The organism is Streptosporangium sp. NPDC023615 (assembly GCF_040640155.1).
GTDB lineage: Bacteria > Actinomycetota > Actinomycetes > Streptosporangiales > Streptosporangiaceae > Streptosporangium.
Map to the genome: position 1 here is coordinate 76681 of NZ_JBFABE010000022.1, position 20670 is coordinate 97350.

At 73.5% G+C, this 20670-nt stretch carries 18 protein-coding genes; 9 read left to right on the forward strand and 9 right to left on the reverse strand.

The window, feature by feature from the left end:
* Positions 1-92 precede the first annotated feature (92 nt).
* The 7 genes from murQ to AB0G16_RS18055 form a co-directional block, all read right to left on the reverse strand.
* The gene (gene murQ, locus AB0G16_RS18025; protein WP_362805860.1) at positions 93-1145 is read right to left on the reverse strand and encodes an N-acetylmuramic acid 6-phosphate etherase; all 1053 of its coding nucleotides are present in this window, start codon (positions 1143-1145) and stop codon (positions 93-95) included.
* 68 nt (positions 1146-1213) lie between these two features.
* Positions 1214-2224 (reverse strand): GNAT family N-acetyltransferase, encoded by a 1011-nt coding sequence (locus AB0G16_RS18030; RefSeq protein WP_362805862.1) that lies wholly within the window; start codon positions 2222-2224, stop codon positions 1214-1216.
* Positions 2221-3231 (reverse strand): ABC transporter ATP-binding protein, encoded by a 1011-nt coding sequence (locus AB0G16_RS18035; RefSeq protein WP_362805864.1) that lies wholly within the window; start codon positions 3229-3231, stop codon positions 2221-2223. Before AB0G16_RS18035 ends, AB0G16_RS18030 begins: the two co-directional genes overlap by 4 nt.
* Entirely contained in the window at positions 3228-4517 is a 1290-nt protein-coding gene (locus AB0G16_RS18040) for an ABC transporter ATP-binding protein (protein ID WP_362805866.1), read from the reverse strand. Before AB0G16_RS18040 ends, AB0G16_RS18035 begins: the two co-directional genes overlap by 4 nt.
* A gap of 3 nt (positions 4518-4520) precedes the next feature.
* Positions 4521-5480, reverse strand: a complete 960-nt coding sequence (locus AB0G16_RS18045) for an ABC transporter permease (RefSeq protein WP_362805868.1) — start codon at positions 5478-5480, stop codon at positions 4521-4523.
* Complete coding sequence (locus AB0G16_RS18050; RefSeq protein ID WP_362805870.1) at positions 5477-6484, reverse strand: ABC transporter permease; 1008 nt, start codon at positions 6482-6484, stop codon at positions 5477-5479. The genes AB0G16_RS18045 and AB0G16_RS18050 overlap by 4 nt, the downstream gene beginning before the upstream one ends.
* Positions 6485-6490: 6 nt before the next feature.
* A complete protein-coding gene (locus AB0G16_RS18055) occupies positions 6491-8326 on the reverse strand; it encodes an ABC transporter substrate-binding protein (RefSeq protein WP_362805872.1) in 1836 nt (611 codons plus the stop codon).
* Between the two features lie 291 nt (positions 8327-8617).
* On the opposite strand from AB0G16_RS18055, the gene AB0G16_RS18060 reads away from it, so the two are divergent.
* The 3 genes from AB0G16_RS18060 to menC are packed head-to-tail and all read left to right on the forward strand — an operon-like array spanning position 8618 to position 11939.
* Entirely contained in the window at positions 8618-9964 is a 1347-nt protein-coding gene (locus tag AB0G16_RS18060; RefSeq protein ID WP_362805874.1) for a M20/M25/M40 family metallo-hydrolase, read from the forward strand.
* Entirely contained in the window at positions 9961-10842 is an 882-nt protein-coding gene (locus tag AB0G16_RS18065) for a GNAT family N-acetyltransferase (protein WP_362805876.1), read from the forward strand. The genes AB0G16_RS18060 and AB0G16_RS18065 overlap by 4 nt, the downstream gene beginning before the upstream one ends.
* The gene (gene menC, locus AB0G16_RS18070; protein ID WP_362805878.1) at positions 10839-11939 is read left to right on the forward strand and encodes an o-succinylbenzoate synthase; all 1101 of its coding nucleotides are present in this window, start codon (positions 10839-10841) and stop codon (positions 11937-11939) included. The genes AB0G16_RS18065 and menC overlap by 4 nt, the downstream gene beginning before the upstream one ends.
* 162 nt (positions 11940-12101) lie before the next feature.
* Here the strand turns inward: menC and AB0G16_RS18075 are convergent, their stop codons facing one another.
* On the reverse strand, positions 12102-13427 hold the full coding sequence (locus AB0G16_RS18075; protein ID WP_362805881.1) for a serine hydrolase domain-containing protein: 1326 nt from the start codon (positions 13425-13427) through the stop codon (positions 12102-12104).
* Between the two features lie 197 nt (positions 13428-13624).
* Between AB0G16_RS18075 and AB0G16_RS18080 the strand changes: the two genes are divergently transcribed.
* Positions 13625-14725: a cellulose binding domain-containing protein gene (locus AB0G16_RS18080; protein ID WP_362805883.1), complete on the forward strand. Its 1101-nt coding sequence runs from the start codon at positions 13625-13627 to the stop codon at positions 14723-14725.
* 86 nt (positions 14726-14811) lie between these two features.
* Here the strand turns inward: AB0G16_RS18080 and AB0G16_RS18085 are convergent, their stop codons facing one another.
* A complete protein-coding gene (locus AB0G16_RS18085) occupies positions 14812-15363 on the reverse strand; it encodes a ferritin-like domain-containing protein (RefSeq protein WP_362805885.1) in 552 nt (183 codons plus the stop codon).
* Between the two features lie 102 nt (positions 15364-15465).
* Between AB0G16_RS18085 and AB0G16_RS18090 the strand changes: the two genes are divergently transcribed.
* From AB0G16_RS18090 to AB0G16_RS18110, 5 genes are all read left to right on the forward strand, one after another.
* Positions 15466-16593, forward strand: coding sequence for a YihY/virulence factor BrkB family protein (locus tag AB0G16_RS18090; protein ID WP_362805887.1), 1128 nt, complete (start codon positions 15466-15468; stop codon positions 16591-16593).
* Between the two features lie 168 nt (positions 16594-16761).
* Positions 16762-17511: a DUF4097 family beta strand repeat-containing protein gene (locus AB0G16_RS18095; RefSeq protein WP_362805889.1), complete on the forward strand. Its 750-nt coding sequence runs from the start codon at positions 16762-16764 to the stop codon at positions 17509-17511.
* A 163-nt stretch (positions 17512-17674) separates the two neighbouring features.
* Positions 17675-18697 carry a LacI family DNA-binding transcriptional regulator gene (locus AB0G16_RS18100; RefSeq protein ID WP_362805891.1) on the forward strand — a complete coding sequence of 341 codons (1023 nt, stop codon included), beginning with the start codon at positions 17675-17677 and terminating at the stop codon, positions 18695-18697.
* A 67-nt stretch (positions 18698-18764) separates the two neighbouring features.
* The gene (locus AB0G16_RS18105) at positions 18765-19406 is read left to right on the forward strand and encodes a class I SAM-dependent methyltransferase (protein ID WP_362805893.1); all 642 of its coding nucleotides are present in this window, start codon (positions 18765-18767) and stop codon (positions 19404-19406) included.
* A 290-nt stretch (positions 19407-19696) separates the two neighbouring features.
* Complete coding sequence (locus AB0G16_RS18110; protein WP_362805895.1) at positions 19697-20506, forward strand: hypothetical protein; 810 nt, start codon at positions 19697-19699, stop codon at positions 20504-20506.
* Positions 20507-20670: the final 164 nt, after the last annotated feature.

A 20670-nucleotide genomic window follows, 5' to 3' on the forward strand; every position in this document is an offset into this window, starting at 1 on the left:
CCGGGCCCGCCCGGGGCACCCGCGCTCGCGGCCCCGGGTCTCACGGCCCCGGGTATCACGGCCCCGGGTATCACGGCCCCGGGCCTGCGGCCTCAGCCGCCGGCCCGGCCGGCCGCCTCCATCGCCGCCTCCAGCCGGTCGCCGTGGCGTTCCAGCAGCAGCCGGGCGGCGGCCGCGTCGAGACCGTGCTCGATCATGAGCACGGCGGCCTTCACGTGCCACCCGGCGGCCTCCAGGGCGGAGCGGGCCACGGGGGAGGCCGCGCCGGTGAGGTCGCCGACCATCCGGGTGGCCCGGTCGGCCAGCTTGGAGTTCATCGCGGACACCTCGATCATGGTGTTGCCGTGGGTCCGGCCGAGCCGGACCATCGTGATCGTCGAGATCATGTTGAGGACCAGCTTCTGCGCGGTCCCCGCCTTGAGCCGGGTGGAGCCGGTCACCACCTCCGGGCCGACGATCACCTCGATGGGGTGCAGCGCCGCCGCCGACAGGGCGGTCGCGTGGTTGCAGGAGAGCGCGACGGTCAGGGCGCCGCGACGGCCCGCCTCGGCCAGCGCGCCGAGCACGAAGGGCGCCCGCCCTCCGGCGGAGACGCCCACCACCGTGTCGAGCGCGCCCACCCCCCGCTCCGCCAGGGCGGCGGCGCCCCCGGCGTGGTCGTCCTCGGCGCCCTCGACCGAACGGGTCAGCGCCGGCGGGCCACCCGCGATGACGCCCTGGACGAGCCCGGGGTCGGTGCCGAAGGTCGGCGGGCACTCGGAGGCGTCCAGCACGGCCAGCCGTCCCGACGTCCCGGCGCCCACGTAGAACAGGCGGCCCCCGGCGCGCATCCGGTCCACGATCGCGTCGATCGCGGCGGAGATCGCCGGGACCGCCTCGGCCACCGCCGCGGGCACGGCGGCGTCGGCGGCGTTCATCAGCCGGGCCACCTGCTCGGTCGGGAGCCGGTCGATGCCGCTGTAGCGGGGGTCGCTCTGCTCGGTCGGCGGCAGCGCGGCGTCCGGGGCTCCCGCGGAGGCGTCCGGCCCCGCAGCGGCCGAGGTTCCCGGGGCGTGAGCGGCCACAGCCGGCGCGGCCGGCGCGGCGGCCGTCGGCGGGATCGCAGGGGCCGGGAGGCCCGAGGAAGGGGCCGGTGAGTCAGTCATGATTCCCCATGTGGCTGGTTCTCCTGTCGCGCCGCGATCACGCGGGTGGTCTCTCCTCGCCGGCCGCGTCACGGCCGCCTGCCCCGTCTGAGCCCCGTCAGCGGGTCCGTCAGCGGGTCCGTCCCGGTGGCCGACGCCTCCCGGGGCAGGTCCCGGCGGTACAGCCAGAAGACCCGTTCGGCGTACGCGCCGATCTCGCGGGAGTAGAAGCGGAGCGGCCCGGCCCAGCCGATCTGGACGCTCCCCAGGCCCGCGGCCCGCTGCTCGGCCAGGCAGCGGCGCATGAGCACCCCGCCCACGCCCAGGCCGCGCGCGGCCGGCGCGGTGCCCATCGGGCCGAACCACGCGGGTCGCGCCCCCCAGGAGGCGAAGCCGATGATCTCCCCCTCCCTGAGGGCGTAGTGGCAGCCGGTGGCCCGCTCGGCCTCCCACGCCCACCCGGCGTGCCACTGCGCGGCGACGAAGTCGCGGACGGCGGCGCGGTCGCCGGGGGCGGCGGCGTGCACGGTGATCCCCCGCTCCTCCAGCCGGGCGGCACCCGCGTCGGCGGACAGGTCGCCGGCGAGGTCGCCCGTGAGGTCGGCGGTCATGTTGACCGCGACGTGGTACCGCCGGTAGCCGAGGCTCTCGGCCAGGCAGGTCGCGGGGGTGTGGCGCACGTCGATGCCCGGCCAGGCGTAGCAGGGCGGGTTCCCGGCCAGCCGTACCTCCACGGCCCCCCGGTCGCGCAGCCACTCCTCGGCCGCGACGAGCAGCGCCCGTCCCAGACCGGCCCCCTGGGCGGCCGGGTGCACGGCCAGCAGGTCGACGTGACCGACGCGCGGGTCGCGCCCCGACACGGAGGCGAACACCACGCCGTCCAGGTCGCGCGTCACCAGCGCCGTCCAGCTCCGGTCCGCGGGCGGGTCGGCGAGCCGGGCGACCAGGTCCGCGGCCTCGGCGGCGTCGTGGACGAGGGCGGCTCGGGCGATCTCGGCGAGTGCCGCCGCCTCGGCCGCGTCCCCCGTGACCGCCTCGCGGACGGCGGGCGTCCCACCGGCGCGGCGCGGGGTCGCGGGAACGTCCCCCGGAGCGGTCACGACCGGCCCGCCGGGACGGCGACGACGTCGCGGGCGGCCGGGTGGAGGCAGGCGTGTTCCTGGGGGGTGCCGCCGTCGTGACCCAGCACCGGACGCTCGGTGTCGCAGCGGGCGGTGCGGAACGGGCAGCGCCCGGCGAACAGGCACCCGGCGTCGGCGCGGCTCTCGTCGAGGGCCCCGGTCGGCGTCACCGCCTCCTCGCCGGGCCGCTCCAGGCCGTGCAGCACCGGGATGGCCGACAGCAGCGACTGGGTGTACGGGTGCACCGGCCCGGAGATGATCGTCTCGACGTGGCCGCGCTCGACGACCTGTCCCCGGTAGATGACGTAGAGCTCGCCGTCGTCGCCGATGTAGCGGGCGGTGGCCACGTCGTGGGTGATGAAGAGCACGCTCACCCCCAGGCGTTCGCGCAGGTCCTTCAACAGGGCCAGGATGCCCAGCCGCAGCGACACGTCGATCATGGAGACGGCCTCGTCGGCGACGAGCATCTCGGGGTCGACGGTGAGGGCGCGGGCGATGACCACCCGCTGGCGCATGCCCCCGGAGAGCTGGTGGGGGTAGCGCGGCAGCACGTAGCCGGGGTCGAGCCCGACCAGTTCCAGCAGTTCGCGGGCGCGGCCGTCCGCCCACGCCCGCGAGCGGCCGGTCTGCCCGGCCCGCAGCGAGAGCGGCGCGTCCAGCGTCTGGTGCACCGTCCGGGTCGGGTTGAGCGCGGAGTAGGGGTCTTGGTGGATGAGCTGGATGCGGCGGAAGTAGGGCTGCCGCTGCTTGGGGCGCAGCGACGACATCGCGGTGCCGTCGATGGTGATCTCGCCGGAGTCGTGGCTCTCCAGCCCGGCGATGATCCTCCCGAGCGTCGTCTTGCCGCTGCCGGACTCGCCGATGAAGGAGGCCGCGCCGCCCTTGGGGATGGCGAAGTCGACGCCGCGCAGTGCCGGCACCGCCCGCCCGGCGAGCATGTTCCCCTTCTGCCTGAAGGTCTTCGTGACGCCCTGTCCGGTGATCACGTTCTCTCCTCCCCGTGCCCGTACGTCTCGCGGGTCCCGCCGGTCCGCCCGGCTCCCACCGGGACCTCGGCGCGGGCGGGGCCGGCGGCGCCGGCGGCGCCGGCGTCCTCGATCACGTCGAGCACGGCGCTGCGGCACCCGCTCCCCTCCGCGATCCGCGCGGTGCTCCTGTCGTCCGTCCCTGCTTTCGTCCCCACGTCCGTCCCCACGTCCGTCCCCACGTCCGTCCCGGCGTCGCGGGCGGCGACGGCGTGGCAGGCCACGACCGACGCGCCGCGGGTCACCGCGGGCGGCTCCTCGGTCTCGCAGACGTCCATGCGCCACTCGCACCGCTCCCTGAAGACGCACCCCCGCGCCGGGACGGTCCCGAGCGTCGGCGGCCGGCCGGGCAGCGCCCTGGCCTCCCCGATGTCGCCGACCAGGCGCGGGATGGCCCGGATCAGGCCCTGGGTGTAGGGGTGACGGGGGGCCGCGAGCACCTCGGCGGTCGGCCCCTGCTCCACCACCCGCCCGCCGTACATGACGGCCAGCCTGTCGGCGACCTCGGCGACCACGCCGAGGTCGTGGGTGATGACGAGCGTGGTGAGCCCCCGCTCCTGGTGGACCTCCCGGATGATCCGCAGGATCGTGGCCTGGGTGATCATGTCGAGGGCGGTCGTGGGCTCGTCGAGCACGACGAGGTGGGCGTTGAGGACCAGCGCGAGCATGATGCCGACCCGCTGGCGCATGCCGCCCGACAGTTCGTGCTGGTGGGAGTCGAGCACACGCGCGCCGTCCATGCCCATCCGGCCGAGCAGGTCCCTGGCGTCCGCGACCAGCGCGCGCAGGTCCTCGATCCCGTGCGAACGGCCCAGGTCGAGAAGCTGCTTGCCGACGGTCTTGAGCGGGTTGAGGGAGTTCTGGGCGGCCTGGAAGACGTACCCGATGTGGCGGCCCCTGGCGCTGCGCAGGGCCTCGCCCCGCAGCGCGGTGACGTCGCCGAGCCCGTCGATCTCCACGCTTCCCGAGCTGATCCTGCCGGGCGGCTGGACCGCGTTGAGCAGCGAGAGCGCCAGGGTGGACTTGCCCGAGCCGGACTCGCCGACCACGCCGGTGATCGTGCCCGGGAGCAGTTCCAGGTCGACCCCGGAGACGGCGGGCAGCTCGCCCCCGCCCGTGCGGTAGACGACGGACAGGCCGCCGACGCGCACCCCGGGGGGGCCGTCCCCGCCCGCCTCGCGGCCGTTCGCGGCCAGGGGCGGCCGTCCGTCCGGTGCGGCGGGCACCTTCTTCGTGCGTGCGAACATCTGTCACTCCTCCCGCAGGCGGGGGTTGAAGATCTCGTCCATGGCGTCGACGACGAGGACGATGCCCAGGGTGAGCAGCAGGATCGCCAGCAGCGGCGCCAGCATGTAGGGCAGCGCGGCGGTCGTCGTCAGCGCGCCGCCGCCGAACACGGCGAGGTTGAGCATGACGCCCCAGTTGTTGGCGTCGAACGGCAGGACGCCCAGGAAGAACAGGCCCACCTGCGCGTAGACCGCGCCGGTCACCGCGATGAGCATGTTCATCGCGATGAACGGGGCCATGCTGGGCAGCAGTTCCCTGCCGATGATGTGCCGGGTGGACAGCCCGAGCCCCCGGGCGGCCTCGATGAAACCGCGCTCGCGCAGCGACAGGGTCTGCGCCCGTACGGCGCGCGCCACCCCGCCCCAGCCGAGGAGGCCCAGCACCAGGCCCATCTGGATCGGGCCGGTGAACTTCCAGACGGTCGAGAGCACCAGCAGCAGCGGCAGCGCCGGGATGGTCAGCTTCATGTCGGTGATCCGCATCAGCACGCCGTCCCAGCGTCCGCGCCTGAAGCCGGCGAACAGCCCGACCGAGGTGCCCACGGCGACCGTGATGACCGCGGTCACCAGGGCGGTCAGCAGGACGTACCGGGCGCCGGTGACCACCAGCGCGAGCACGTCGGTGCCCTCGAAGTCGGTGCCGAAGGGGTGCGCCCAGCTCGGCGCGGCGTAGAGGGCGTCGTCGTCGCGCGGCAGCCGCGCGGGGTACAGCAGCGGCCCGAAGATCCCCATGAACGCGAACACGGCCAGGATGGCCACGCCCAGGATGCGGCTGGGCTTGCGCCGCAGGACCCGCAGCACGCCGCGCCGGAAGTTGCGCCGCTGCACCGCGCGGCTGCCGAGGACAGGGGGGCCCGGGACCGCGCCGGTGCCCGGCGCCTCGGGCGTGCCGGACGCCCCGGGGATCACGGTCGGTGCCGTCATGAGGCCTCCTGTCCCGAGCGGACGCGCGGGTCGATCGCGGTGTAGAGCATGTCGGCCACGATGTTGGCGATGACGATCGCCACCGTGATCAGCAGGAAGGCCCCGCCCATCAGCGCGTAGTCGCGGTCGGTGACGCTGTTGAGCAGCAGCAGTCCCAGTCCCGGATAGGTGAAGATCCGTTCGATGAAGATGGCGCCGCCGAAGAGCAGGCCCAGCGAGAGCGCCAGGATCGTGAAGAGCGGCAGGATGGCGTTGCGCGCCACGTAGCGGAAGACGACACCGCGCCGCATGCCGCGCAGTTCGGCGGCGAGGATGAAGTCGTCGCCCAGCACGGTGACCACGCTCGACTTCATCGCCAGGATCCAGCCGCCGTACCCGGCCAGCGCGTAGGTCAGCACCGGCAGGGTGGCGTACTGGATCAGGGAGCCGACGTAGGCGGCGTTGAGTCCCGGCTCCAGCGTGACGTCGGCGGTGCCGCTCGCCGGGAAGATCGGCAGCAGGGTGGTGAAGGCCGCGCTGAGCAGCAGCGCCAGCACGTACTGCGGCAGGCCGTGCAGGAGCGAGCCGGAGACGGCCAGCGCGTCGCCGAGCCTGCTGGAGCGCTTGATCGCCGCGTAGACGCCCAGGATGATCCCGGCCGTGAAGCTGAGCAGCGTGCCGACCAGCACCGGCAGGATCGTCCAGGCGGCGGCCGAGGCGAGCAGGGAGGTGACCTCGGCGCCGGGGACGCTCGTCGACCGGCCGAGGTCGAGGTGGAGCAGTCCCCTGACGTAGTCGGTGTACTGCTCCCACATCGTGCCCCGGGGCATGAAGCCGTACATCACCGCGGTGGCGCGCTCGGCCTGCTCGGGCGACATGCCCTGCTCGACGAGCTTCTCGTAGCGGGCCCGCATGGGGTCGCCGGGGATGCTCCTGATGATCACGAAGCTGATCGTGGCGACCACCAGGATCATGGCGAGCCCGCGGGCGAGGTGACCCGCCAGGCGGCGTGCGATGACCGTCATGTGCGGCTACTTCCTCTTGATCATGCCGAGTTGGAGCCAGACCCCCGAGGTGAGGCGCAGCGCGTCGCTGTCGTCGCCGGGGAAGCCGTCGAAGCGCGTGGTGTTGACCACCTGCGTGTTGACGTAGTCCCACAGCTGGATCACCGGCAGGTCCTGGTTGGCGGCCCTGGCCAGGATCGAGACGATCCTCCTCTGCTCGGCCTCGGGCGCGGAGTTCAGCCTGACGGCCAGCGCGCCGGGGTCGATCCTGCCCTCGCCCGCGACCTCGACGGTCTCGGCGCCGCCCATCCAGTTGCCCTCGGTGCCGGCGGGGACGTGCCTGAGTTTGCCGCCGAAGAGCTTCCAGCCGTTCTGGGCGCCGTACAGGCGCTGGAAGATGTTGTACGGCGCCGGCCCGAGCGCGACCAGCCAGAACCCCACGTCGTACTTGCCGGCCGCCATCTCCTCCAGGTAGAGGGGGTAGTCGGCGGTGGTGACGACCTCGGCCTCGATGCCGGCGTCGTTGAGCTGGCTGGTGACGGCCTTGGCCCCGGCCAGCCAGTCGGAGAAGGACGCGGGCACGTTGATGGTCATCTTCCACGGGGAGCCGTCCGGCAGCGTCCAGCGGCCCCCGGTCTTGCGCATGCCCGCGGCCCGCAGCTCGGCCTCGGCCCTGGCCGGGTCGTGCCGGTACGGCTCCAGGGCGGCGAGACCGTCGCCCAGCCACGCCTGAGCGGCCCGCTGGTGCAGGCCCGAGGTGGTGACCGAGGCGGTGCCGCCCTCGGGGGAGGCGACCTTGGTGACCTGGGCGCGGTCGATCAGGTGGGCGAGCGCGCGGCGGACGTGCACGTTGTCGTAGGGCTTCCTGGACTGGTTGAACGCCAGCCCCTCGCTGACCGGCGAGTACCCCCTGACCGCGACGTTCCCTGGCGTGCGGAGGATCCTGCGCATCACGCCGGCTGGGACGGCGGTGAACGGCGCGCTGTCCAGCCTGCCTGCGACGAGGTAGTTCCAGACCTGCTCGTTGCCGGTGTAGTTGAGGACGCGCACCTGGTCGGCGGCGACGGCGGCGGCGTTGTGGAAGTACCTGTTCTTGACCAGCAGGGCCTCGCCGGGGTTGACGCGCTTGAGGACGAACGGCCCGGCCGAGACATCCCTGGGAGGGGCGAAGGTGATGACCTTCTCGGCGAGGGCGGTGATCCCGGCCCGCGCGGCCCCGGCCCCGGGGGCGTCGCTCTGGGCGACCTTCAGGCGCTGCCAGAAGTCGGCGGGCAGCACGGACCCCCAGACGTGCCTCGGGACGATCACGGTCTCCATCACGCTGCGGACGAAGGTGGAGCTGGGGTTCTCGGCCGCCTGGGTGATCCTGATCGTCCGCTCGTCCAGGATCGCGATGTCGGAGGCGGCGCCGGCCGCGGAGGGGTCGAGGGCGTAGGCGGTGCCGCCCTGGGTGTAGGCCACCCCGATGGAGAACTTCACGTCCTCGGCGGTGATCGGCCTGCCGTCGGACCACCGGCCGTCCGGCTGCAGCCGGAGCGTGATCGAGGACTGGTCGGGGGCGATCTGCCAGCTCCGCGCGACGCCCGGGTAGAACAGGTTCGGATCGGTCAGGTGGTTCTTGGTCCACCCGAGCCACTCGGCGTTGAACCCCCGGAACGCGTTGCCCTTGGGGTTGTACGGGTTGATCGGCGCGTTGGCGTCGATGCCCGGCTTGAGCGCGTCGATCGTGGTGAAGACCGCGCCGGTGGAGGCGTCACCCGATGACGCTCCCGTGGTGCCCGGGGCGCCCCCGGCACCGCCACCGCACGCGGCGGTCACGGCGGCGAGACAGAGGGAGACCGCTGCCGCTGCTGTTCGCTTCATGAACCGCTCCGTGGGGTCTTCTTCGAGGTCAGAGGCCTGGAGATGGGGGGCGGGGGGTGTTGTCCGGACCCTACGTTCGACCGGGCGGTCACGTCAATTATCTCCATCTCGACGGCAAAGCTTGTAACTTTCCTTCATAATCGCCCGCCGGCGTCCGGCGCCCCGTATCCCCGCCCGGCACGCGTCTCCGGGAGCCGGGCCGGCGGCACGACCCCCCGGAGGGGATCGGATGAATTTCCCCACCCGGCCTGCCGTACGGTCGTGGTGACCGCCGAACCGGAGGACTGGCACGTGTCCGTTGAGCCCCGCCCGCCCCACCCCCATCACCCCCATCACCCCGACCACGCCCATCACCTCGAGCACGCCGAGCACGCCGCCGCGAGCGTCCGGGACGCCTCACCCGCGACCCCGGCGGCCCCGGTGAGCCCGGTGAGCCCGGTGAGCCCGGTGAGCCCGGCCGGTCCGCCGGACCCGGACGCCATGCTGGAGGATCTCCGGGAGCTCGTCCTGTGCGAGTCCTTCTCCGCCGACCACGCGGCGGTGGCGGCGAGCGCCGGGGTGGTCGCCGGCCAGGGGCACGACCGCCTCGGCGCGCGGCCCGAGACGATCGTGGTCGACGGGGTCACCCACCTGCGGTGGACGTTCGGCACGCCCAGGGTTCTGCTGCTGGGCCACCACGACACGGTCTGGCCGGTCGGCACCCTGCGGACCCACCCCTGGTCGGTCACCGGCGGGATCGCCCGGGGACCGGGCGTGTTCGACATGAAGGCCGGGCTGGTCCAGATGTTCCACGCCCTGGCCCTGCTGCCGTCCCTGGACGGGGTGTGCGTGCTGGTGACCGGCGACGAGGAGGTCGGTTCACCGTCCTCGCGCGCGCTGGTCGAGGAGTCGGCGCGGGCCTGCGCTGCCACGTTCGTGCTGGAGGGGAGCGCCGACGGCGGCGCGCTCAAGATCGCGCGTAAGGGCACGTCCATGTACGAGGTCGTGGTGCACGGCCGGGGCGCGCACGCCGGGCTCGCCCCCGAGAAGGGCGCGAACGCGGGCGTCGAGCTCGCCCACCAGATCCTCGCCGTCGCCGGGATCGCGGACCGGGTGAACGCCGCCCCACCGGGGACCGCGACCGGCCCGGCGTCCGCGACCGGGCCGGCGTGGGCGGACGGCCCGGGGACGGCGGACGGCCTGGGGCCGGTGACCGTGACGCCCACCCTGCTGTCGGGCGGGACCACGACCAACACCGTGCCCGCGCTGGCCCGGCTGGCGGTGGACGTCCGCGTCCCGACCCTGGACGCGCAGCGGCGGGTGGACGAGCTGATGAGGGCGCTCCGCCCGCACGTCCCCGGCACCCGGCTGGAGGTCCTGGGAGGCCCGAACCGCCCACCGCTGGAGCACGCCTCCTCGGCGGGGCTGTTCGACCTCGCCCGCGGGGTCGCCGCCGGGGCCGGGCTCGCCCCGCTCTCCGGTGTCGGCGTGGGCGGGGCCTCCGACGGCAACTTCACCGCCGGGGCGGGCTGCCCCACCCTCGACGGGCTGGGCGCGGTCGGCGGCGGTGCCCACGCCGACGACGAGCACGTGATCGTGGCCGAGATGCCCCTCCGGGCGAGGCTGCTGGCCGGCCTGGTCGCGGCGGTGCTCCGGTGAACGCCGCCCCCGACACCCCCGGCGGCCCCGGCGGCCCCGGCGGCCCCGGCGGCCCCGGCGGCCTGACGCTGCGCGAGCTCCGTTCGATCGAGGAGTTCGAGGACGCCTTCCGGTTGTTCGACGGCATCTGGCGTCCCGACCCCGGCGCCGCGCCCGTCAGCGTGGAGATGATGCGGGCGCTGTCGCACGCCGGCAACTACGTGGCCGGGGCGTACGCCGGCGGCCGCCTGGCCGGCGCGTCGGTCGGCTTCCTCGCGGCCCCGGCGGGACAGGTGCTGCACTCCCACGTCACCGGCGCCTCGGCCGGGCGCGGGATCGGTCTCGCCCTCAAGCTGCACCAGCGCGCCTGGGCGCTGGAGCGCGGCCTGGAGAGGATCACCTGGACCTACGACCCGCTGGTGCGCCGCAACGCCCACTTCAACCTGGTCAAGCTCGGCGCCCGTCCCGAGGAGTACCTGCCGTCCTTCTACGGCGTCATGGACGACGCGATCAACGCCGGGGACGAGTCCGACCGGGTGCTCGCGGTCTGGCGGCTCACCGAGCCGCACGTCCTGGCCGCCGTCGGCGGGGCGCCGTGCCTTCCGCACGTCCCGCCGGACGCCGTCGTCGGACTGGGCGAGAGCGACGGCCGCCCGGTCGCGGGCCGGACCGACGCCGCGACCGTGCTGGTCACGGTGCCCGAGGACGTGGAGGCGCTGCGCCGCCGCGACCCCGGCGCCGCCGCGTCCTGGCGCCGCGCCGTGCGCGAGGTGCTCGGCGGCCTGCTGGGCGAGGGCGCCCGGGTGACCGGCTTTCACGACAGGTCCAGCTACGTCGTATCGTGTCGCCCGAGCGGCGACGTCATCGAGGGGAGACGCGGCGCGGGCCGCACATCATGAAGATCACTGGAATTGAGCTCAGGCGGGTCGCGATGCCGCTGGTCGCGCCGTTCCGCACCTCGTTCGGCACCGAGACCGAACGCGACGTGCTGCTGCTGCGGGTGGTCACGCCGGAGGCGGAGGGTTGGGGCGAGTGCGTGGCCATGTCCGACCCGCTCTACTCCCCCGAGTACGTCGACGCCGCCGCCGACGTGCTGCGCCGCTTCCTCGTCCCGGCGCTGCCCTCCCGCGTCGACGCCCAGGGCGTGGGCCACGCGCTGGAGCCCTTCAAGGGGCACCGGATGGCCAAGGCCGCCCTGGAGAGCGCGGTGCTCGACGCCGAGCTGCGCGCCGCGGGCCGGTCCATGGCCTCCTTCCTGGGCGCCACCGCCGACCGGGTCCCGGCAGGCGTATCGGTCGGCATCATGGACTCGATCCCCGAGCTCCTGGACGCCGTGGCCGGCTACCTCGACGAGGGCTACCTGCGGATCAAGCTCAAGATCCAGCCGGGGTGGGACGTGGCCCCGGTCCGCGCCGTGCGGGAGCGCTTCGGCGACGACGTGCCGCTGCAGGTGGACGCCAACGCCGCCTACACCCTCAGCGACGCCCCGCACCTGGCCCGGCTGGACGAGTTCGGCCTGCTGCTCGTCGAGCAGCCCCTGGCCAACGACGACATCGTCCAGCACGCGCGACTCGCCCGGAAGGTCACCACCGCGATCTGCCTGGACGAGTCCATCGAGTCGGCCGCGCACGCCGCCGCCGCGATCTCCCTGGACGCCTGCTCCGTGATCAACATCAAGCCCGGCCGGGTCGGCGGCTACCTGGAGGCCCGGCGCATCCACGACCTGTGCCGCGCCCACGGGATCGCGGTCTGGTGCGGCGGCATGCTGGAGACCGGCATCGGCAGGGCCGCCAACGTGGCCCTGGCCGCCCTGCCCGGTTTCACGCTGCCCGGCGACACCTCGGCCTCGCGCCGCTACTTCACCACCGACCTCACCGCGCCCTTCGAGCTGAACGAGGGCCACCTGGACGTGCCCACCGGGCCCGGCATCGGCGTCGAGCCGATCCCGGACGTCCTCGACCGGGTCACCGTCTCCACCGAGTGGATCCCCCTCTGACGTCCCCCCTTGTCCCCCGTCCCCCCCGTCCCCCCCGTCCGCCCGCGTCCCCCGCTCCGCCGTCCGCCCGCGTCCCCCGCTCCGCCGTCCGCCCGCGCCCACGTCCGCCCCGTCGCCGCCGGTCGCCGCCGGCCGTGCCGCCGCCGCGGCGGCGGCGGCGGTTCAGGCGACCTTGGGCGTGGCGCGCACCCCCATGTGGACGTACGGGGTGCCGTCGGCGAGCTCGTAGAAGACGGCCGACATCCAGTGGGGGTCGCCCTCGGGACGGCCGACGAAGGTGGTGTCGTCCACCGGGACCAGGTCCAGCTGCACGGGCGGGCTCAGGTCGCTGAGGGCCCCGGTGGTCTCCCAGTACAGGGAGAGCGCGCCGTCGCGGGCCGTCATCGTCAGCCGCACGCCCGTCCGCTCGTAGACGCCGGCGTACCGCTCGACGTCGGTCTCGAACGGCTCGGCCGGCGGTCCCAGCACGGGCGGCACCGTCAGGCCGAGCAGCGCGTCGAAGAGCTCGGCGGCCAGGGCCTGCCGGAAGGCGGCGGAGTACCCCCCGTTGACCAGCACGCACGCCGCCGTGCCCTCCTCGGGGATCACCCAGAGCATGGCGCCCTGGCCGATGGTGTTGCCTCCGTGGGAGAGGACCCGCCGCCCCTGCCACTCGTCCAGCACCCAGCCGAGCCCCCAGCGGGGGCCCAGCGTGTGCGGGTTGGGGACGTCGGCCTGCGGTTCCCACATCGCCCGCGGGTCGGCGAGCAGCCCGGTGCCCAGGTGGGCGCGGGCGAAGGCGACCACGTCGGCGGGGCGGGCGCAGATGAGCCCGGCCGGCCCGCCGGAGCGCATCAGCCCCCAGGCCGGGGCGGGCACCCCGTCCAGGTGACCCATGGCGCCGCGGAAGCGCAGTACGTCCTCGGGCAGGGTCCAGGTGTGGGTCAGGCCGAGCGGCTCGATGATCTGCTCGCGCAGCGCGCTGTCCCACACCCTGCCGGTGAGACGCTCGACGACGCGTCCGGCGACGACGAACCCCGCGTTGCAGTAGGACTGGGTGACGCCCGGCGGGTGGTTCTGCGCCAGGCCCGCGCAGGCCGCCACGTATTTCTCGACGCAGTCGTCACCGCGGCCGGTGTCGAGGAACAGGTCCCCGTCGATGCCGGAGGTGTGCGAGAGCAACTGCCTGATCGTGACGGTCGCGGTGGCCTCCGGGTCGGCGACCCGGAACTCCGGCAGCACCCGGTGGACGGGGGTGTCCAGTGTCAGCTCGCCGCGTTCGACGAGGAGCATGATCTGGGTGGTGGTCCACACCTTGGTGATCGAGCCGATCTGGAAGAGCGAGTCGGTGGTCGTCTCCACCCCGGTGGACACGTTGAGCACGCCCGCGGCGAACTCGTGGACCTCCCCCTCGTGCAGGAAGGCCAGGCTCGCCCCGGGAACCCGGTACTCCTCGATCAGCTCGGCGAGCCGGGCGTGCCATCGGCCGGGGTCCGCTGTCTCGGCCACGGGAGGGTCCTTTCGTCGTGGCCCGCCCGCTGGGACGGGCGGTTGCGATCAAGACTACGATCCGCCGGCGACGCTGAAAGTTCCACCTCCGGCGGTGACGGCGTCGCAGGTGGACCCCGCGGGCCGGGCGGGGTGCTTCCCGTCCCCGCCGGGGGCCGCCTAGCATCGGCCCCCCATCGAGGCGGGAGCGGGAGAAGATGCGAAGGACGACACGCGCGGGGAACGCGATTCTGGCGGTCACCACGGCCGTGGTGACCGCGGTGGCGGCCCTGGGCCTTCTGCTGGCGGGCACGGCGACGCCCGCCAGCGCGGCGGCCGTCAGGATCATGGCGCTCGGGGACTCCATCACCGGCTCACCGGGCTGCTGGCGCGCCATGCTCTGGAACAAGCTGGTGGACGCCGGCCACACCGGCCTCGACTTCGTCGGCACGCTGCCGTCGCAGGGGTGCGGCGTCGCGCACGACGGGGAGAACGAGGGGCACGGCGGGGCGCTGGTCACCGCCGTCGCCGACCAGAACCAGCTTCCCGGCTGGCTGGCGGCGACCCGTCCGGACATCGTGCTGATGCACTTCGGCACCAACGACGTCTGGAGCAACCGCCCGACCGCCACCATCCTGGCCGCCTACGGCAAGCTGGTCGACCAGATGCGGGCCGACAATCCCGATATGAAGGTGCTGGTCGCCCAGATCATCCCGATGACCCCGAGCACGTGCGGCGAGTGCGCGCAGCGGGTCACCGCGCTCAACGCGGCGATCCCGGGGTGGGCGGCGTCCAAGACCACCGCGCGCTCCCCCGTGACGGTGGTCGACCAGTGGACGGGGTTCAGCACGGCGACGGACACCTACGACGGGGTGCACCCCAACGCGGCCGGTGACCGGAAGATGGCCGACCGCTGGTTCCCGGCCCTGACCGCGCTGCTCGGCTCCGTCCCCACGCCCACGCCCACGGTGACACCGACGGTGACGCCCACGGTGACGCCGACCACGACGCCGCCCCCGCCCGGCGGGTGCGCGGCCGCCTACCGGACGATCGGCCAGTGGTCGGGCGGCTTCCAGGGGGAGGTGACCGTCACCAACGGCGGATCGGCGCCGATCAGCGGCTGGACGGCGAGCTGGGCGTTCCCCGGACGGCAGATCAGCCAGGCGTGGAACGCCACGGTGACCCGGTCGGGGGACACGGTCTCGGCGCGGAACGTCTCCTGGAACGGTTCCCTGGCCGCGGGCGCCACCGCGACCTTCGGTTTCATCGCCTCGGGCACGCCCGCACCGGTGTCCCAGGTCACCTGCGCGACCGGCTGACCGATCCGGGGCCGCCGTACGGCCGGGTCACGTGACGCTGCCGGTCGTACGGCGGCGACGCGGCCCGGCCCGCGGAGACCGTGACCTCAGGCCTCGGGGGTCAGGGCGCCGGGAAGGCGCTCCAGCAGGCTCTTCAGGTCGTCGGCGTGCTCCTCCTCCTGCGCCAGCAGGTCCTCGAAGACGCGCCTGGTGGTCACGTCGTCGTTGCCGAGCCAGTTGACGATCTCGGTGTAGGAGGCGATCGCGATCCGCTCGGCGACCAGGTCCTCCTTGACCATCTCGATCAGGTCGAGGCTGTCGTCGTACTCGGCGTGCGAGCGCGTGGTCAGCGTGTCGGGGTTGAAGTCCGGCTCCCCGCCCAGCTGGACGATGCGCTGCGCGAGCCGGTCGGCGTGCTCCTGCTCCTCGGCCGCGTGCTCCAGGAACTCCGCCGCGACGAGCCCGGCGTGCAGGCCCGAGGCGGTGTAGTAGTGCCGCTTGTAGCGCAGGACGCAGACCAGTTCGGTCGCCAGCGCCTCGTTGCAGACCTGGATGACCCGCTGCACGTCGGCGCCGTAGGCGGAGGTGATAGGACCCTTGTCGATCTCCTGGCGCGCACGCGCCCGGATCTCCTTGATATCTGTGAGAAATTCAGCCATGGGTCTGCCTTACCCAGAATCAGGGTTTTATCAAGTGTTCTTGGCCACACGAAGAGGCGGGCCCGTTCATGACATCACATTCCGGGTAACGGGCCCTTCACGATGGGAACAGCGACGAAGGTCCCGCAGACGCGGACCATGAACGGCGAGGAACTCTCCGCCGACCACGCCTGGACCGCCCTGCGCATGTACGGCCGCTGGCACCTGGTCCGCGACTCCTTCGCGAGGTTCAGGTACGGCGACGGTCTGACCAACTCCAGGGCGCTCGCCTTCCAGATCTGCCTGTCGATCATTCCCGGCGCCATCGCGCTGGTCGGGCTGAGCTCGGTGATCAACCAGGAGGAGATGGGCAAGGTGCTGGAGCTGATCCTGAGCAGGATCGCCCCGGGCGCCGGGGTGGAGGCCGTCCAGGACGTGCTCTCCGACAGCCACCGGCAGGCGGGCCGTACCGGGGGCGCCCTCGCGCTCTGGCTCGGTCTCGGCACCGCCCTGGTCTCGCTGACCAGCTCCATGGCCCAGGTGGAGCGGGGGGCCAACCGCATCTACGGCGTCGAGAGGGACCGCCCCTTCCTGCGCAAGTACGCCAGGGCCCTGTTGATGGCGCTGACGGCGGGCTCGTTCATGACCGTCGGTTTCGTGGTGATGGTCGGCGGCGGCGCCATCAGCAGGGCGCTGGCCCAGGTCTACGACTGGGGCGAGGGGGCCACCGACGCGTTCAACATGGTGCGCTGGCCGCTGGGGTTCCTGCTCGCGCTGATGTCCAGCTCGGTGCTGTTCCGCGCCGCGCCGCGCCGCAGGCAGCCGGGCCACACCTGGCTCGCGTTCGGAGCCCTGGTCTCGCTCGCGCTGTGGACGGTCTTCACCCTGCTGCTGGCCCTCTACACCGAGAGCAGCGGCACCTTCGGCGCGACCTACGGCCCGCTCACCGCCGTGATGGCGCTGCTGCTGTGGTCCTTCCTCAGCTCGATGGCCCTCTTCCTCGGGCTGGCGTTCGCGGCGCAACTGGAGGCGGTCCGCGCAGGCCGGTCCGACCCCGTCGAGCCCGATCCCGGCCCCACCGCCGAGGAGGAGAGGGAACCCCTGGTCGGGGCGGTGGGCGCGGCGGCCGTCGCGGTCGCCAGGACGCTCATGACGTCGCTGCGTGCGCTCCGGTCCGGCCGGCCGCCCGGCCGCCCGGACGGGCGCCCGTCCGGCCGCCGTCCGGGCTCCGGTGACGAACCGGCCGCCTGACGGGCCGGCGCGTGAGGGGGCGGCGCGTGAGGGGGCGGCGCGTGAGGGGACGGCCGCTTGGCGGGGGCGGGAAAACCGGCCGAAAGGCCGAGGCGTGGGCCCCGATCCGGTCCATGATCGGCCGAACGGCGGATACGGCTGCCCGGCCCGTCCGGCGATCCTCGACACATGACGCGTAGAACCCCTTTCCTGCTCGCCGCCGGCCTGCTCACCGTGACGGCCACCGGTTGCGCTCTCCACACCTCCTCCGGCGTCCGGAACGAGGAACGGCTCTTCCCGCACTCCGCTCCCGGACTCGTCATCGAGGCCGCCGGGACGCGCGTGCGCCTGGAACCCGGCACCGCGGGGACGGTCCAGGTGAAGCGGACCCTGAAGGGGACGCCGGCCAAGGAGGGGAACGCCTCCTGGTCGATGAGGGACGGGAGGCTGAAGGTGAGCGTCACCTGCTCCGGCATCGTGCTCGACAACTGCGAGTCCCATCACACGATCATGGTCCCGCCGGGTGTGACGATCGAGGTCGGCAGCGACCAGAACGTCAGCGCGGTCCGCCTCGACCAGCCCCTGAAGATCAGGGCCGGGGACGGGGACGTGCACACCCGCGCCCTGTCCGGCCCGCTGGACGTCGTCACGACCGCGGGGCGCGTCGACATGGAGGCGATCCGCTCGCCGAAGGTCACCGCGCGTTCCACCGACGGGAAGGTCAACCTGGGCTTCGCCGCGCCCCCCACCGAGGTCGAGGCGGTCTCCAGGAGCGGCACCGTGAACGTGGTGCTGCCCAAGACCGCCGACACCTACCGGGTCAGCGTCTCCAGCGGGAGCGGGCAGGCGACGGCGCGGGTCCCGAGGAGCCGGGACGCGGCGCGGTCCCTCGTCGCCCGTTCCACCGACGGCAACGTCCGCGTCCGCCACGCCACCTGAACGGCACGTCGCCCGTGAACGTTTCCGGCAAGAGCGAAAGTTTTCTCCGCGCGGGAATCGGCGGGACCGGCCGAAGAGGATCCGCGAAGGCGCCGGACGTATGCAAAAGGCGCCCGCCGCCGCTCGAACGACACTCCGAAAGATTTCGGATATGCTGCCGGACATGGCAGGAAAGCCCCGTGTGACCATTGCCCGTATCGCCGAGGAGGCGGGCGTGTCGGCCCCGACCGTCTCCAAGGTGATCAACGGCAGGCCCGAGGTCGCGCCCGAGACCCGCCGGCGGATCGAGCGGCTCCTGCACGAGCACGGTTACATCCGGCGGACCGGGGGTGCCGACGGCCCGTCCGGCCTGATCGACCTGATCTTCGCCGAGCTGGAGAGCCCCTGGGCGATGGAGCTCATCCGCGGGGCCGAGAGCGCGGCCGCCGAGGCCGAGGCCAGTGTCGTGATCTCCGTCCTGCACACCCACGCCGGGCCGGGCCGCGACTGGCTCGACCGGCTGGCCGCCCGCCGCACGGACGGCGTCATCATCGTCGGCTCCCGGCTCTCGGCCCAGCAGTACGGCCAGCTCAACGCCCGTTCCATCCCGTTCGTCGTCGTCGATCCCGAGGGGGAGCCCGCCGCGGGCGTGGCGTCGGTGGGCGCGACCAACTGGCACGGCGGCCTGGCGGCCACCCGGCACCTCCTGGAGCTGGGCCACCGGCGGATCGGCATGATCGGCGGCCCGTCCGACGTCCTGTGCAGCCGCGCCCGCATCGACGGCTACCGGGCCGCGCTGGAGACCGCCGGGGTCGAGGTCGACCCCGCGCTGATCCTGCACGGCGACTTCCTCGTCGGCTCCGGTCACGACCACGGCCACGCCCTGCTCTCGCTGGCCGACCGCCCCACCGCCATCTTCGCCGGGAGCGACCTGCAGGCGTTCGGGGTGTTCGAGGCGGCCAGGCAGCGCGGGCTGCGGGTCCCCGACGACCTGAGCGTCGTCGGCTTCGACGACCTGCCCCTGTCCCGGTCGGCCTGGCCGCCGCTGACCACGGTGCGCCAGCCGCTGGAGGAGATGGCCTCCCTCGCCACCCGCATGGCCCTGGGCATCTCCCGCGGCGAGACCCCCGAGCCCCGCCGGGTCGAGCTCTCCACCGACCTCGTCGTCCGCGAGAGCTCCACCGCCCCGGCGCGCCCGCCCGGCTGACCGGCGGGCCCCGGATCCGATGCGGCGTACCGATCCACGCCTCCCCGGGGAGAGTTAGGGTGACCCGGTGTCAGACATCTCCCCCCGCGACACGCGGCTGCGCCGCTACTGGGACCGGCAGGCCGACTCCTACGACCGGCGGTCGGCGTTCGTCGAGCACCGCTTCTTCGCCGACACCCGGCCCTGGTTGTGCGGGCAGGCGGTCGGCGACACGCTGGAGGTGGCCTTCGGCACCGGCGCGAACCTCGCGCACTACCCCGGCGACGTGCGGCTCACCGGCGTGGAGTGGAGCGTCCGGATGCTGGAGGTGGCCCGGCGCCGGGCCGACGACCTCGGCCGTGCGGTCGATCTGCGGCAGGGCGACGCGCGGGCGCTGAGCTTCGACGACGAGTGCTTCGACACGGTCGTGTGCACGTTCGCGATGTGCGGGATCCCCGACGAGGGGGCGGCGCTCTCGGAGATGGCGCGGGTCCTGCGGCCGGGCGGGACGCTGCTCCTGGCCGACCACGTGGCGTCGTCGGCCTGGCCGGTCCGGGTGCTGCAGGCACTGGTGGAGGCGGTCACCGTGCCGACGGCCGGGGAGCACTACCGCCGCCGGCCGGTGCGGCGGGTACGCGCCATGGGTTTCACCGTCGAGCGTCACGAGCGCTTCGCGCTCGGCGTCATCGAACGGCTCGCGGCCAGGAAGCCCGGCCGCGCCGGCCGCTGACCGCGAGCGGCCGGCGCGGACCGAGGACGCGCCCTCCCGGTCCCCTGCTCCCCCGGCACCCCGGCACCGAGTGAGGAAAACGACAGCCGCCTCCGTTCCCGGACCCGGACCCGGACCCGGCACCGGTAATTCCCCCGCGTATACGGATCGGCAATGCCGGGAAGAATGCCGTCCCATGGACGCCATTCACGTTCACACTTCTTTGTCATACGATGACCATGCCTTTGAGGCTCCGCACCGATCGAGGCACCGCGCGTTCTCCTGGTGGTCGCCGGTGACAGGGGGAGAGCATGGTCGCTTCACAGCGGGGAGTCGCCCGTCTGGCGTGCGTCGCGTTGTTCCTGAGCCTGCTGGTGCTGATTCCCGCGGACGCCGCGGCGGCCGGGGAGAACGAAAAGGCACCGGCGTCCTTTCCCGCGGCGAAGCATCTCGACGAGCTCGACGACATGTATGAGGACATCCGCAGTGCCCAATATGTCGTTGACCGTTTCTGGGCGAGGCACTGGTCGGAGTTCTTTCCGGGAGAATATTCCTCCCCGCGCGTTCTCGGCACCTATGACGGCGCCTACGGCGGGACGTACGGCGGTTACGGCGAGGGCTACGACGGGATGTACGGCACCGAGGACCAGGGCGACGCGGGGTACGGCGGCGAGGGCTACGGCGGCGGACGGGAACGGCCTCCGACGTGCCACGGATACCCGCTCCCCGACGACAACGCCCTGTACTGCTGGCCGCCCTACGACTTCGTGGCCTGGGACGTGGATCTCATGCGGATGGGATACCGCCAGGGGGACGCCTGGATCTACCTGATCGTCGCGCACGAGTGGGGCCACGCCGTCCAGGCCCGCATCCCGGAGGGGATGGTGTCGCGGCAGATCGAGCTGCAGGCCGACTGCCTGGCCGGCGCGACGCTGTGGGGTGCCGGTGAGGACGGCATGCTCCACTTCGAGGACGGTGACACCGCGGAGCTCGCGGCCGCCCTGCGGCAGCACGCCGACGACACCCCCTGGACGGACGTGAGCGACCACGGCACCGCCGCGCAGCGCCTGAGCGCCTTCAACCGGGGCGCGCTCCGGGGCGTCGAGGGCTGCGTCACCTGACGGACGTGCGGGGCCTCCACCACAGGGACGATCCCGGTCGGGGACCGTGACGGACGGCGACGGACGACGGACGACGACGGACGACGGACGACGACGGACGACGACGGACGACGGACGACGGACGACGGACGACGGACGACGGACGACGGACGACGGACGACTAC

Excerpts from the sequence above, each read along its gene's own strand:
- AB0G16_RS18110 (WP_362805895.1), top strand. The coding sequence starts at position 19,697 with ATGGTCGCTTCACAGCGGGGAGTCGCCCGTCTGGCGTGCGTCGCGTTG.
- AB0G16_RS18080 (WP_362805883.1), top strand. The coding sequence starts at position 13,625 with ATGCGAAGGACGACACGCGCGGGGAACGCGATTCTGGCGGTCACCACG.
- murQ (WP_362805860.1), bottom strand. The coding sequence starts at position 1,145 with ATGACTGACTCACCGGCCCCTTCCTCGGGCCTCCCGGCCCCTGCGATC.
- AB0G16_RS18050 (WP_362805870.1), bottom strand. The coding sequence starts at position 6,484 with ATGACGGTCATCGCACGCCGCCTGGCGGGTCACCTCGCCCGCGGGCTC.
- AB0G16_RS18095 (WP_362805889.1), top strand. The coding sequence starts at position 16,762 with ATGACGCGTAGAACCCCTTTCCTGCTCGCCGCCGGCCTGCTCACCGTG.
- AB0G16_RS18090 (WP_362805887.1), top strand. The coding sequence starts at position 15,466 with ATGGGAACAGCGACGAAGGTCCCGCAGACGCGGACCATGAACGGCGAG.
- menC (WP_362805878.1), top strand. The coding sequence starts at position 10,839 with ATGAAGATCACTGGAATTGAGCTCAGGCGGGTCGCGATGCCGCTGGTC.
- AB0G16_RS18055 (WP_362805872.1), bottom strand. The coding sequence starts at position 8,326 with ATGAAGCGAACAGCAGCGGCAGCGGTCTCCCTCTGTCTCGCCGCCGTG.
- AB0G16_RS18040 (WP_362805866.1), bottom strand. The coding sequence starts at position 4,517 with ATGTTCGCACGCACGAAGAAGGTGCCCGCCGCACCGGACGGACGGCCG.
- AB0G16_RS18085 (WP_362805885.1), bottom strand. The coding sequence starts at position 15,363 with ATGGCTGAATTTCTCACAGATATCAAGGAGATCCGGGCGCGTGCGCGC.
- AB0G16_RS18100 (WP_362805891.1), top strand. The coding sequence starts at position 17,675 with ATGGCAGGAAAGCCCCGTGTGACCATTGCCCGTATCGCCGAGGAGGCG.
- AB0G16_RS18045 (WP_362805868.1), bottom strand. The coding sequence starts at position 5,480 with ATGACGGCACCGACCGTGATCCCCGGGGCGTCCGGCACGCCCGAGGCG.